The organism is Pseudomonas sp. Sample_24 (genome assembly GCF_004307605.1).
In the GTDB taxonomy this organism is placed as follows: domain Bacteria; phylum Pseudomonadota; class Gammaproteobacteria; order Pseudomonadales; family Pseudomonadaceae; genus Aquipseudomonas.
On sequence record NZ_RCNW01000114.1, the window covers coordinates 1 to 14,269 of the forward strand.

Annotated in this window: 8 protein-coding genes; 4 read left to right on the top strand and 4 right to left on the bottom strand. The window is 60.4% G+C overall.

Annotation, left to right across the window (positions count from 1 at the left end; translation table 11 throughout):
* The coding region (putP, locus tag D8V06_RS05400; RefSeq protein ID WP_130930566.1) for a sodium/proline symporter PutP at positions 1-1,035 on the bottom strand (1,035 nt) is incomplete at its 3' end.
* 462 nt (positions 1,036-1,497) lie between these two features.
* Between putP and putA the strand changes: the two genes are divergently transcribed.
* On the top strand, positions 1,498-5,448 hold the full coding sequence (putA, locus tag D8V06_RS05405) for a trifunctional transcriptional regulator/proline dehydrogenase/L-glutamate gamma-semialdehyde dehydrogenase (RefSeq protein ID WP_130930567.1): 3,951 nt from the start codon (positions 1,498-1,500) through the stop codon (positions 5,446-5,448).
* Between the two features lie 230 nt (positions 5,449-5,678).
* A complete protein-coding gene (locus D8V06_RS05410; protein ID WP_130930568.1) occupies positions 5,679-7,481 on the top strand; it encodes an acyl-CoA dehydrogenase in 1,803 nt (600 codons plus the stop codon).
* A 140-nt stretch (positions 7,482-7,621) separates the two neighbouring features.
* On the opposite strand, the gene D8V06_RS05415 is transcribed toward D8V06_RS05410, so the two are convergent.
* The 3 genes from D8V06_RS05415 to D8V06_RS05425 form a co-directional block, all read right to left on the bottom strand.
* Complete coding sequence (locus D8V06_RS05415; RefSeq protein WP_130930569.1) at positions 7,622-9,559, bottom strand: methyl-accepting chemotaxis protein; 1,938 nt, start codon at positions 9,557-9,559, stop codon at positions 7,622-7,624.
* A 100-nt stretch (positions 9,560-9,659) separates the two neighbouring features.
* Positions 9,660-9,959, bottom strand: coding sequence for a cell division protein ZapA (locus D8V06_RS05420; protein WP_056852309.1), 300 nt, complete (start codon positions 9,957-9,959; stop codon positions 9,660-9,662).
* Positions 9,956-10,186, bottom strand: coding sequence for a hypothetical protein (locus D8V06_RS05425; protein ID WP_056852308.1), 231 nt, complete (start codon positions 10,184-10,186; stop codon positions 9,956-9,958). The genes D8V06_RS05420 and D8V06_RS05425 overlap by 4 nt, the downstream gene beginning before the upstream one ends.
* Before the next feature lie 274 nt (positions 10,187-10,460).
* Between D8V06_RS05425 and D8V06_RS05430 the strand changes: the two genes are divergently transcribed.
* A complete protein-coding gene (locus D8V06_RS05430; protein WP_056852307.1) occupies positions 10,461-12,086 on the top strand; it encodes a methyl-accepting chemotaxis protein in 1,626 nt (541 codons plus the stop codon).
* Between the two features lie 415 nt (positions 12,087-12,501).
* Positions 12,502-14,244 (top strand): potassium/proton antiporter, encoded by a 1,743-nt coding sequence (locus tag D8V06_RS05435; protein WP_056852306.1) that lies wholly within the window; start codon positions 12,502-12,504, stop codon positions 14,242-14,244.
* Positions 14,245-14,269 lie beyond the last annotated feature (25 nt).

Sequence of the window (14,269 nt, forward strand, 5' to 3'; positions counted from 1 at the left end):
CTGGCAGCTCAGGGTGCTCATGACAGCGGCCAGAATGGCCGACAGCAGTACACCGGCAATCCATGGGTTGAACAGGATCTTGGCCAGTTCGATGAACACACGTTCGTGGTTTTCAGTCACTGGACCGGCCACTTCAGGGTGCGCCGAGAAGTACGCGATACCGAAGAAGCCAACAGCCACGGTGCCGCCCAGGCAGAGGATCATCCAGGTCATGGAAATGCGACGGGCGTTGGCGATCGACTTGACCGAATCCGCTGCCATGAAACGCGCCAGGATGTGCGGCTGACCGAAGTAGCCCAGACCCCAACCCATCAGCGAGATGATGCCGATGAAGGTGGTGTTTTTCAGCATGTCGAAGTTGCTTGGATCTTGCGCTTCGATGGCCAGGAACGTGGTATCCACGCCACCGGTGGCCAGCAGCACGATGATCGGCGTCAGCAACAGGGCGAAGATCATCAGGGTGGCTTGTACGGTGTCAGTCCAGCTCACCGCCAGGAAACCGCCGACGAAGGTGTAGGCAATCGTCGCCGCAGCGCCGGCCCACAGCGCAGTCTCGTAGGACATGCCGAAGGTGCTTTCGAACAGACGGGCGCCAGCCACGATGCCGGAAGCGCAGTAGATGGTGAAGAACACCAGGATCACGACGGCGGAGATGATCCGCAGGAGGCCGCTTTTGTCTTCAAAACGGCTGGCGAAATAATCCGGCAGAGTCAGGGCATCACCGTTGTGCTCGGTCTGCACGCGCAGGCGACCGGCAACGAACAGCCAGTTCAGGTAAGCACCGATGATCAGGCCTATGGCGATCCAGCTTTCGGACAGACCGGACATGTAGATGGCGCCCGGCAGGCCCATCAACAACCAGCCGCTCATGTCGGAAGCACCGGCGGACAGTGCCGTCACGACGCTGCCCAGGCTACGGCCGCCCAGAATGTAGTCAGAAAGGTTATTGGTGGAGCGATAGGCCATGAAGCCGATCAGCACCATTGCTGCGATGTAGATCACGAACGTGATCAGGGTTGGATTGCTTACGCTCATTTAAGTGACGCCCTGGCTTTGTTTTTATGTAGCGGCGGCTGGTGAACCGCTCGCAAACGGTGACGTTTGACAGACGATTCGGGATCCCGCGCATTTATGACTGATGTTTCCCCAGGAAAGCCATCAGCCGGTGCACCGGCCTCTTCGACGGTTGCACCTTGGGGCGCGAATGCTATTCAACAAAGCAAATAAGGTGCAACCCATTTCTGGAGAATAAGTTGCACCTAGTCGGAAAAATCTTGTTATGCGCTGTTTTTGCTCCTTTTCGGAGCAAAGATCGCCGGCGATCCATCAAAAAAGCCCCAAGGAAATGCAGCACGGTCGTACCAGAATTTATTTCCTGACGAGCTGCGTATTAATCCGACAAAAAAAGGGTTGCACCCGGTTGCACCTCAGGAGTCGCACGGCTAATCTTGCCGCCAGCTGATGCCACGCGGTCGTGGCAAACATGAGGATAAAAACATGGCTACCACCACCCTTGGCGTCAAACTTGACGACCCGACCCGCGAACGCCTGAAGGCTGCCGCGACCTCGATTGATCGCACGCCACACTGGCTGATCAAGCAGGCAATTTTCAATTACCTGGAAAAACTCGAGGGTGGTGCAACCCTGACCGAGCTGAACGGTTCGACCAAGGATTCCGACGATGCCGTCGATGCGCCTCTGGATCACGCCCACCAGTGCTTCCTTGAATTCGCCGAAAGCATCCTGCCGCAATCGGTACTGCGCGCATCGATCACCGCCGCTTACCGTCGCCCGGAGCCGGAAGTGGTGCCGATGCTGATCGAGCAGGCACGCCTGCCGGCGCCGATGGCCGAAGCCACCAACAAACTGGCCGCCTCCATTGCGGAAAAACTGCGCAACCAGAAGAGCGCTGGCGGCCGTGCCGGCATCGTGCAGGGCCTGTTGCAGGAATTTTCCCTGTCGTCCCAGGAAGGCGTGGCGCTGATGTGCCTGGCCGAAGCGCTGCTGCGCATCCCGGACAAAGGCACTCGCGACGCGCTGATCCGCGACAAGATCAGCACCGGCAACTGGCAACCACACCTGGGCAACAGCCCGTCGCTGTTCGTCAACGCCGCTACCTGGGGGCTGCTGCTGACCGGCAAACTGGTGTCCACGCACAACGAAGCGGGTTTGACTTCGTCCCTGAGCCGCATCATCGGCAAGAGCGGCGAGCCGATGATCCGTAAGGGCGTCGACATGGCCATGCGCCTGATGGGCGAGCAGTTCGTCACCGGTGAAACCATCGCTGAAGCCCTGGCCAATGCGAGCAAGTTCGAAGCCAAGGGCTTCCGCTACTCCTACGACATGCTCGGCGAAGCGGCGTTGACCGAACACGACGCGCAGAAGTACCTGGCCTCGTACGAACAAGCCATCCATTCGATCGGTAAAGCGTCCCACGGCCGTGGGATTTATGAAGGCCCGGGCATCTCCATCAAACTGTCCGCACTGCACCCGCGCTACAGCCGTGCGCAGTACGAGCGCGTGATGGATGAGCTGTACCCACGCCTGCTGTCGCTGACCCTGCTGGCCAAGCAATACGACATCGGCCTGAACATCGACGCCGAAGAAGCCGACCGTCTCGAGCTGTCGCTGGATCTGCTCGAGCGCCTGTGCTTCGAGCCGCAGCTGACTGGCTGGAATGGCATCGGTTTCGTGATCCAGGCTTACCAGAAGCGTTGCCCGTACGTGATCGACTACGTGATCGACCTGGCTCGCCGCAGCCGTCATCGCCTGATGATCCGCCTGGTGAAAGGCGCGTACTGGGACAGCGAAATCAAGCGCGCCCAGGTAGAAGGCCTGGAAGGCTATCCGGTCTACACCCGCAAGGTGTACACCGACGTTTCCTACATCGCTTGTGCACGCAAACTGCTGTCGGTGCCAGAAGTCATCTACCCGCAGTTCGCCACGCACAACGCCCACACCTTGTCGGCCATTTATCACATCGCCGGTCAGAACTATTACCCGGGCCAGTACGAATTCCAGTGCCTGCACGGCATGGGCGAACCACTGTACGAACAAGTTGTAGGCAAAGTTTCCGAAGGCAAGCTGAACCGACCTTGCCGCGTGTACGCTCCAGTCGGCACCCACGAAACCCTGTTGGCGTACCTGGTTCGTCGTCTGCTGGAAAACGGCGCGAACACTTCGTTCGTCAACCGTATTGCCGATCAGTCGATCTCCATTCAGGAACTGGTGGCCGATCCGGTGGCCAGCATCGAGCAGATGGCGACCGTGGAAGGTGGTTTCGGCCTGCCGCACCCGCGTATTCCATTGCCGCGTGACCTGTATGGCGCCGAGCGCGCCAACTCCGCCGGCATCGACATGGCCAACGAGCATCGCCTGGCCTCGCTGTCCTGCGCCCTGCTCGCCACCGCGCACAACCACTGGAAAGCCGCGCCGATGCTCGGTTGCGCTTCCAGCAACGAAGCGCCGGCGCCGGTGCTGAACCCGTCCGATTTGCGTGACGTGGTTGGCCATGTGCAGGAAGCCACTGTCGAAGACGTCGACAACGCCATCCAGTGCGCCCTCAATGCCGCACCGATCTGGCAGGCCACCCCGCCCGCCGAGCGCGCCGCGATCCTGGAACGTGCCGCCGACCTGATGGAAGCCGAGATCCAGCCGCTGATGGGCCTGTTGGCTCGCGAAGCCGGCAAGACTTTCGCCAACGCCATCGCCGAAGTGCGCGAAGCCGTGGACTTCCTGCGCTACTACGCAGTGCAGGCACGCAACGATTTCAGCAATGACGCCCACCGCCCATTGGGTCCGGTGGTATGCATCAGTCCGTGGAACTTCCCGCTGGCAATTTTCAGCGGCCAGGTGGCTGCTGCCCTGGCTGCCGGTAACCCGGTACTGGCCAAGCCTGCCGAACAGACTCCGCTGGTAGCGGCTCAGGCCGTGCGCCTACTGCTCGAAGCCGGCATCCCGGAAGGCGTGCTGCAACTGCTGCCGGGCCGTGGCGAAACCGTCGGTGCCGGTCTGGTGGGTGACGATCGCGTCAAAGGCGTGATGTTCACCGGTTCGACCGAAGTCGCTCGTCTGTTGCAACGCAACATCGCCGGTCGCCTGGACAGCCAGGGCCGTCCGATCCCGCTGATCGCCGAAACCGGCGGCCAGAACGCAATGATCGTCGACTCTTCGGCCCTCACCGAACAAGTGGTGATCGACGTGGTTTCGTCGGCCTTCGACAGCGCCGGCCAGCGTTGCTCGGCCCTGCGCGTCCTGTGCCTGCAGGAAGATTCCGCCGACCGCGTCATCGAAATGCTCAAGGGTGCCATGGCTGAAAGTCGTCTCGGCAATCCCGAGCGCCTGTCCGTGGACATCGGCCCGGTGATCGACGCCGAAGCCAAGGCTGGCATCGAGAAGCACATCCAGGCCATGCGCGACAAAGGTCGCAGCGTGTACCAGGTGGCCATCGCCGACGCCGAAGAAGTCAAACGCGGCACCTTCGTGATGCCGACACTGATCGAACTGGAAAGCTTCGACGAACTGCAACGGGAGATCTTCGGCCCGGTGCTGCACGTGGTTCGCTACAAGCGCAAAGACATCGATCAACTGATCGGCCAGATCAACGCTTCCGGCTATGGCCTGACGTTGGGTGTACACACCCGCATCGACGAGACCATCGCCAAGGTGATCGATAACGTCAATGCCGGTAACGTCTACGTCAACCGCAACATCGTCGGTGCCGTGGTTGGTGTACAACCGTTCGGTGGCGAAGGTTTGTCGGGTACTGGCCCGAAAGCCGGCGGCCCGCTGTACCTGTACCGTCTGCTGTCGACGCGTCCTACCGATGCGATCGAACAATCCTTCGCTCGCGGTGACGCTCTTGCCGCACCGGATGTACGACTGCGTGAAGCCCTGAGCAAGCCGCTGACCGCCCTGAAAGCCTGGGCCGACAGCAACAAATTCGCTGACCTGAGCACCCTGTGCGTGCAGTTCGCCGCGCAATCGCAAAGCGGTATCACCCGCGTACTGGCAGGCCCGACCGGCGAGCGCAACAGCTATGCGATTCTGCCGCGTGAGCACGTGCTGTGCCTGGCGGAAGTCGAAGGCGACCTGTTGACTCAACTGGCAGCGGTATTGGCTGTCGGCGGTTCGGCAGTATGGCCGGACGCCGAGTTGACCAAGGCATTGTTCGCACGCCTGCCGAAGGACATTCAGGCACGCATCAAGCTGGTGTCCGACTGGAACAAGGACGAGGTGGTGTTTGACGCGGTTCTGCACCACGGTCATTCCGATCAGTTGCGCGCGGTCTGCCAGCAAGTGGCCAAGCGTGCCGGTGCGATCGTTGGCGTGCAGGGTCTGTCGCAAGGCGAGTCCAACATTGCGCTGGAGCGTCTGGTGATCGAGCGGGCGCTGAGCGTCAACACCGCGGCGGCAGGTGGTAATGCCAGCTTGATGACCATCGGTTAAACCTCTGCACCAAGATCGTGTGATCGTTCCCACGCTCTGCGTGGGAATGCCTCCTGTGACGCTCTGCGTCACGTCGTTTGGGGACGCTGAGCGTCCTGGGCTGCATTCCCACGCGGAGCGTGGGAACGATCAAGTCGGTGCTCGGCTCCAACATCACCGCTATCAATCATCCTGTTCAGCCTCAATTCGCACGCCTAGACTCGGCCCATCCCAATAAAAGGTAGGCCGCCATGTCCGAGACGTTGCTCAGTTCCCGCAATCTGGCTTTCGAGCTGTACGAAGTCCCCGATGCCGAGGGCCTGACCCAGCGTGAGCGTTTCGCCGAGCACAATCGCGAAACCTTCGATGCCGCCATCGGCACTGCCAGAAGCATCGCCGAAAAGTTCTTCGCCCCGCACAACCGAAAGGGTGACGAGAACGAGCCGCGCTACGAGGACGGTCAGGCGATTCTGATTCCGGAAGTGAAACCGGCGGTGGATGCGTTCCTTGAAGCAGGCTTCCTCAATGCCGCGCGCAGTTTCGACGCCGGCGGCATGCAACTTCCTACACTGCTGTCCCAGGCGTGCTTCGCGCATTTTCAGTCAGCGAACGCAGCGTCGACTTCGTATCCATTCCTGACCATGGGCGCAGCGAACCTGATCGAAAGCTTCGGCACCGAAGAGCAGAAACGCCGTTTTCTGCAACCGATGATCGACGGCCGTTTCTTCGGCACCATGGCCCTGACTGAACCCCATGCAGGCTCATCGTTGTCGGATATTCGCACTCGCGCCGAGCCTGCGTCTGACGGCACCTATCGACTCAAGGGCAATAAAATCTTCATCTCCGGTGGCGACCATCCGCTGTCGGAAAACATCGTGCACATGGTACTGGCCAAGCTGCCGGACGCACCGGCCGGGGTGAAGGGGATCTCCCTGTTTATCGTGCCGAAATTCCTGGTCAACGATGACGGCAGCCTGGGCAAGCGTAATGACGTGCTGCTGGCCGGGTTGTTCCACAAGATGGGCTGGCGCGGCACTACTTCTACCGCACTGAACTTCGGTGACAACGGTGAGTGCGTCGGCTATCTGGTGGGCAAGCCGCACCATGGCTTGAGCTATATGTTCCAGATGATGAACGAAGCGCGCATCGGTGTCGGCATGGGCGCAGTGATGCTTGGCTATGCCGGCTATCTGTATTCGCTGGAATACGCCCGCGAACGTCCGCAAGGACGGGTGCCGGATAGCAAAGACCCCAATACCGCCCCTGTGGCGATCATTCAACATGCCGACGTGAAGCGCATGTTGTTGACGCAAAAAGCCTACGTCGAAGGTTCGTTCGACCTTGGCCTGTACGCGGCACGGCTGTTCGATGACACCACGACTCTCGAGACGGAAGAGGCGCGCAAGCAGGCCCATGAACTGTTGGATCTGCTGACCCCCATCGTCAAATCCTGGCCGTCGGAGTTTTGCCTGAAGGCCAACGAACTGGCGATCCAGATCCTCGGCGGCCACGGCTACACCCGCGAATACCCGGTGGAGCAGTATTACCGCGACAACCGCCTGAACCCGATTCACGAAGGCACCCACGGCATTCAATCCCTGGACTTGCTCGGCCGTAAACTGGCGCAGAATGGCGGCGCGGGGCTCAAGCAACTGATCCGCTTGATCGCCGACACCGCCGAGCGTGCACAGGCGTTTGATTCGCTGACTGCGCTGCGTGAACCACTGGAGAAACTGGTGGCGCGCCTGCAAACCGTGACCATCGGCCTGCTGACCGACCTGGCCCAAGGCAAGGTCAACAGCAGCCTGGCGAATTCGGCGCTCTACCTGAAGGTGTTCGGGCACACGGTGATTGGCTGGCGCTGGCTGGAACAGGCGATTCGCGCCGAAGAAGGCTTGGCCAAGGGCAATGCGGCGGATGTGAGCTTCTATAAAGGCAAGTTGCAGGCGGCGCGATACTTCCTGACGTGGGAGGTGCCGGGTTGTCACCATGAACTGGCGATTCTTGAAGCGCGGGATGATGCCTGCCTGGGCATGCAGGATGAGTGGTTCTGAAGCAAGTCTTGGGTTGTAGCTGAAATCCAATCGCTGGCAAGCCAGCTCCCACAGGTATCTCTCTTGATCACAAATCTTGTGCTCAACACAAAACCCTGTGGGAGCGGGCTTGCCCGCGATGAGGCCCGCACCGCCAACCATCAACTCAACTTGAACCCACCCATCTGCCGCGCCAGATCGTCCGCCAGACGTTGCAATGTCTGACAATCCTCACGACAAGCCCTGACCTCCCCCGCCGTCGCCCGGGCCAGATCGGAAATGCCCTGCACGTTACGGTTGATCTCTTCGGTCACTGCCGACTGCTCTTCGGTCGCCGTTGCCACCTGATGATTCATGTCGCTGATGCGTTCGACCTGCCCGGTAATCGCGGTCAACGACGCTCCGGTGCGTTGACTGGATTCGACACCGGTACCGGTCGCCGCTTGCCCGGAATGCATCGACGACACCGCATTTTCCGCGCCCTGCTTGAGACTGCCGATCATTTGTTGAATCTCATCGGTGGACGATTGTGTACGCCGTGCCAGTGTGCGCACTTCATCGGCGACCACCGCAAACCCGCGCCCCATATCGCCTGCACGTGCGGCTTCGATGGCAGCGTTGAGCGCCAGCAAATTGGTTTGCTCGGAGATCCCGCGGATCACTGCCAACACCTGATCGATGGACGCCACCTGGTGGGCCAGCTCCCCGACCGCCGTGGCGGCAACGCCGATTTCGTCGGACATGCTTTCAATGTGCCGGATCGATCCGCCGACCACTTCCCGTGCCTGCATTGCTTCATCCCGGGCGTTTTGCGAAGCGACTGCCGCGTTACCGGCGTTCTGCGCGATCTCTTGCACGGTCAGACCCATCTCATGGACCGCAGTAGCGACCATGTCGGTCATTTCCTGTTGTCGGCCCGAGCGTTCGGCGGTGTTTTCCACCACCCGCGCCACTTGCCCGACAGCCGTACGCAAGCGTTCGCTGGTGGTGAGCACTTCGCCGATCATGTCGCGCTGGCTGTCGAGGAACCGATTGAACCCTCGCGCCAGATCGCCCAGCTCATCGGCGCGGCTGGAATCCAGCCGATGGGTCAAATCGCCACCACCGCTACCGATGGCCACCAACGCTGCTGTTACCTGGCGGATCGGTCGGACCAATCCCCGGGCCAGCAACACCACCAGCAACAGGCATATCACCGCCACTGCCAGGCCGATGCCGCTGCTCATCCACATGGCGCGACGGGCTTCAGCGTAAATCTGCGACTGCGGCACTTCGGCCACCAGGGTCCAGCCGAGATCGCGCAGAGGCAGGCTTAATGCGAGGAAGTCTTCACCGTCCCGCTGGAAGCTATTACTCGTGGCAGTTTTTTGACCCAGAGACGCGCCCGCCGCCGCCGCGCCAATTTGCTCTGCCAGGGTACGTTTACCACTCAATTGCGCTTGGGGATGAACCTGGATCAAACCGTCGGAACGCACGAGATAGACCTTGCCACGCTCTCCGAAACTGAAGTTGTGAATCAGCTCGGAGAGCTCCTTCATGCTCAGGCCCAGCCCGGCAACGCCCACGACTTTGCCGGCCTTTTCGACTTTAAGGTCGATGAAAAGCGCCAATTCTCCGCTGGCGGTGTCATTGTCGATGTTGAGGGTGCGCGGCTGGTCGCTATCGAGAAACGCATAGAACCACGCGTCTTTGGGGTTGGTGCGGCTGAGGGTCCGGTCCAGGCCTTTTTCATTGAAGTAGTGGTTGGACGCGGTGCCGACAATCAGTGCGGTAAAGGCCTTGTGTTCGGCGCGGATGCCTTCGAGGTAAGTGGTGAACGTAGCGGCCTGGGCACTGTTTTCACCCTCGGCCAACCAGTCGCGCACCATGCTGTTGCTGGCGATGTCCTTGGCGGCGGTGAGTGGCTGAACGAGGATGCGCTCGATGTCGTTGCGCATCGCTTCGATGCTCGACGGCAGCGCTTGTTCGACCAGATAGCTCTGGGCGAGGCGGTTGACCACCAGGGTATAAATGCCAACCACGATCAGAATACTGACGAGCAGGGCGGTGCCCATGCTCAAGATCAACTGCCATTGAATACTGCGTCGCCAGAACTGCATGGAGCACCCCCAAAGAATAAGAGGCTGAAACACTGCAACAGCCGTGCCGATTGTATACAACGCAAACGACAATTTATTCTTTGGTTGTGCGCAAAGCCGATCAGGCCTGATTGATCGTCTTGGAGATCACTTCAACCGTGGCGTTGACTTGCTCTTGGTAACGGTCGAGTTCGAGCTTGTGCTGCTTCTGCATTTCGATCTGTTGCGAGCACAGATTCATCGCGGCCAGTACCAGCAATCGGTCTCCGATCAGCGTCGGGTACTTCTTTTTGGTGTCGGCCAGGGCAGCCTTCAACATTAATGCAGCGTCCAGCAGGGTCTGCTCTTCCCCGGCCGGGGCCTTGATCGAATAGTCCTCACCCAGGATCGAGACGACTTTCACACCCGGGCCGTAACTCATGCGCTGACTGGGCCAGCGCTCACACGCTCAACCAGGGCTTGAATGCGCGCGGCGGTGGCGCCTTGTTTCTCTTCCTGTTCCATCAGGCTCAGTTGCAGGCTTTCGTTTTCATCCTTGGCCTGGGCCAGTTCGGCGCTCAGGGCTTGGTTGGTGCCGAGCAGGGTCTGGTTCTGTTGCACCAGGTCGCTGACCAGCTGTTCCAATTGGCTTAGGGATGCTTCCAACATTTTGATTTTCCAGGCATTTTCAAAGGGCGCGTAAGATAAAGAAAAGTCACTGTGGAAGCCAGGGTTATACGGGCCCAAGGCCCTGATTTTCCTGACGACCGACCTTTCTCGCGAACTGTAGAGACTGTGATCGGCCGATCTGGTTCCTGCACTTCGTCGCCATGACGTTTGTGCGGCAAAACCGCGCAGGGACTCAAGACTTCAGGCGCATGACCGATAAGTCATCCATACGTCAGCCTCGGCACCCTCTGGTGCGCTCTCTTCGGTAAACACCATGTCCCTTCGAAATATGAATATTGCGCCGCGAGCGTTCCTCGGTTTTGCCCTGATTGGCGGTTTGATGATGCTGCTGGGCGTGTTCGCCCTGAACCAGATGAGCAAGATCCGCGACGCCGCCGAGAACATCACCGTCAGCAGCGTGCCCAGCATCAAGAGCCTCGACGAGTTCACCCAGCTGACCCTGCGTTTGCGCGTGTTGTCCTACCGTTTGCTGGTCAACCGTGAACCAGATGTGCAGCACAAGACCATGGAGCTGCTGGAAATGCGCAACCAGCAGATCCGCACCGCCCAGAACGTCTACGAAAAACTGATCAGCAGCCCCGAGGAACGTGCGGCCTACGATCAATACGTGCAGTTGCTTGGGCAATACCGCCAGATCGAAGATCGGATGAAGACCCTGTCGCGCAACAATCAGGTCGACGAATTGCGCAACCTGCTCAACGCCGACCTGCTGAGTAACTCCGAAGCGGTCAATGCGGTGCTGAACAAACTGCTGGAGATCAACACTCAGCAGACCCTCGACACCAACCAGCAAGCCGCCGACCAATACGATTCGGCCTTCAATCTGGTGATCGCCCTGCTTGTGATCGCCACCGCCCTGACCATGCTGTTCGCCTGGTTGCTGACCAACAGCATCACCCGCCCCATCGCCAACGCACTGAACGCCGCCGAACAGATTGCCGAAGGCAACCTGACGCGCCCGATCACCGTCGATGGCGAAGATGAGGCCGGCCGCCTGCTCTTGGCGATGTCGAAGATGCAGGACAAACTGCGCGACACCCTGCAGCGGATTTCCGGCTCGGCCACGCAATTGGCGTCCGCCGCGGAAGAGCTCAACAGTGTCACCGACGAAAGTGCCCGTGGCCTGACCCAGCAGAACAACGAAATCGAACAGGCCGCCACCGCGGTCAATGAAATGACCAGTGCAGTGGAAGAAGTCGCGCGCAACGCCGTAAGTACGTCCGAAGCCTCGAAGAACGCCACTACGTCTGCCGGCGACGGCCGTGATCTGGTGCAGGAAACCGTCAGCGCCATTGAACGCATGAGCGCCGATGTTCAGAGCACCGCGACCCTGATCGGCGACCTGGCGAACGAGTCCCGCGACATCGGCAAAGTACTGGACGTGATCCGTGGCCTGGCCGACCAGACCAACCTGCTGGCCCTGAACGCGGCCATCGAAGCTGCACGTGCCGGTGAAGCCGGTCGTGGTTTTGCGGTGGTGGCCGACGAAGTGCGGGCACTGGCTCATCGCACCCAGCAGTCGACCAGCGAAATCGAGCGCATGATCGGCAGCATCCAGAGCGGCACCGAACATGCGGTGGATTCGATGCGCAACAGCACAGAGCGTGCCGAATCGACCCTGAACATCGCCCGCGGCGCGGGAATGTCACTGGACACCATCAACAGCGCCATTGTCGAAATCAACGAACGCAATCTGGTAATCGCCAGCGCTGCTGAAGAACAGGCGCAAGTGGCCCGTGAAGTGGACCGCAACCTGGTGAATATCCGCGATTTGTCGGTGCAATCGGCCACCGGCGCCAACCAGACCAGCGCAGCGAGCAGTGAGTTGTCGCGCCTGGCGGTGGACCTGAACACCATGGTTGGGCGGTTCAGCCTTTAATCTGAAGTCGCCTCTGTGGCGAGGGAGCTTGCTCCCGCTCGGCTGCGAAGCAGTCGCAATTGACCCATGCGCTGAATCTGACGAACCGCTGTGTCGTTTTGGGGGCGCTACGCGCCCAGCGGGAGCGAGCTCCCTCGCCACACTGATCCCACCCTGCTCAAGAGGGTGTGCAAGACTGCTTTCAAAAGCTTTCCATGATCGTTCCGCTCTGCGTGGGCATGCATCCCAGGGCGCTCCGCGCCCCGGAAGTGGACGCAGAGCGTCCATTGAGGCGTTCCCACGCAGAGCGTGGGAACGATCTGGTATAAACCAGAAAAGCTTTTTGACAGCATCACATTTCAACAGGTTAGAATCGCTGGCACGCAGACTGCATGGTCAGTTTGTGCCCGCCTTTCAGCTTTCTGGAGTACTGCCTTTGAATGCGACGACCATCAACAGCCTGTTCTTGATCGGCGCGTTGCTGGTAGGTGCAAGCATTCTGGTGAGCTCACTTTCGTCGCGCCTCGGCATCCCGATTCTGGTGATCATCCTGGCCGTTGGCATGGCGGCCGGCGTCGACGGCGGCGGCATTATTTTCGATAACTACCCCACGGCTTATCTGGTCGGCAACCTCGCACTGGCGGTGATCCTGCTCGACGGCGGTTTGCGCACGCGGGTGTCGAGTTTCCGCGTGGCGTTGTGGCCGGCGTTGTCGCTGGCCACGGTCGGGGTGTTGATCACCACCGGGCTGACCGGCATGGCCGCGGCCTGGCTGTTCGACCTGAACCTGATCCAGGGCCTGCTCATTGGCGCCATCGTCGGCTCCACCGATGCCGCGGCGGTGTTTTCGTTGCTGGGCGGCAAAGGCCTGAACGAACGGGTGACCGCCAGCCTGGAGATCGAATCCGGCAGCAACGACCCGATGGCGGTGTTCCTCACCGTCACGCTGATCGACATGCTCGCCAGCGGCCAGACTGGGCTGCACTGGAGCCTGCTGGCGCACCTGCTGCGCGAGTTCGGTATCGGTGGTGTGATTGGCCTCGGCGGCGGCTGGCTGATGTTGCAACTGGTCAACCGGATCAATCTGGCCACCGGTCTGTACCCGATCCTGGTCATCGCCGGTGGCCTGGTGGTGTTTGCCCTGACCAACGCCTTGCACGGCAGCGGCTTCCTCGCGGTGTACCTGTGCGGTCTGGTCATCGGCAACCGGCCGGTACGCAGCCGCCACGGCATCCTGCACATGCTCGACGGCATGGCCTGGCTGGCACAGATCGGCATGTTCCTGGTGCTGGGGCTGTTGGTCACGCCCCACGATTTGCTGCCGATTGCCTTGCCGGCCCTGGCCTTGGCGCTATGGATGATTCTGTTTGCGCGGCCGCTGTCAGTGGTGGTGGGGTTGTTGCCGTTCAAGGCGTTCCATGGCCGCGAAAAGGCGTTCATTTCCTGGGTGGGCCTGCGTGGCGCGGTACCGATCATTCTGGCGGTGTTCCCGCTGATGGCCGGCCTGCCCAATGCCCAGCTGTACTTCAACCTGGCCTTCTTCATCGTTCTGGTCTCGCTGCTGGTACAAGGCACCAGCCTGCCGTGGGTCGCCAAGCTGCTAAAGGTCACGGTGCCACCGGAGCCCGCGCCGATTTCCCGGTCTGCGCTCGAAGTGCATGTCACCAGTGAGTGGGAACTGTTCGTTTATCGCCTCGGTGCCGAAAAATGGTGCATCGGTTCGCCCCTGCGCGAACTGAAAATGCCCGAAGGTACCCGCATCGCTGCCCTGTTTCGTGGTCAACAACTGCTCCATCCGTCGGGTAGTACGGTGCTGGAAGTCGATGATTTACTGTGCGTAATCGGCCATGAACACAACCTTGCGGCCCTCGGAAAACTGTTCAGCCAGGCACCGCAACGCGGCCTCGATTTGCGCTTTTTCGGCGACTTCGTTCTCGAAGGAGACGCCCAGCTGGCCGCGGTTGCTGCCCTGTACGGGTTGAAGGTCGAAGACATCGATCCGCAGATGACTCTGGGCAAGTTCATCGCCCAGAAAGTCGGGGGAGCGCCGGTGGTCGGCGACCAGGTGGAGTGGAACAACACCCTCTGGACTGTCGCGGTCATGGACGGGAACAAGATCGACAAAGTGGGCGTCAGATTCCCCGAAGGAAGTCGCCCGGGTCCGGGCTTGTTCCTCTAAACTCCACTCTTCGCCTCGTATTTTG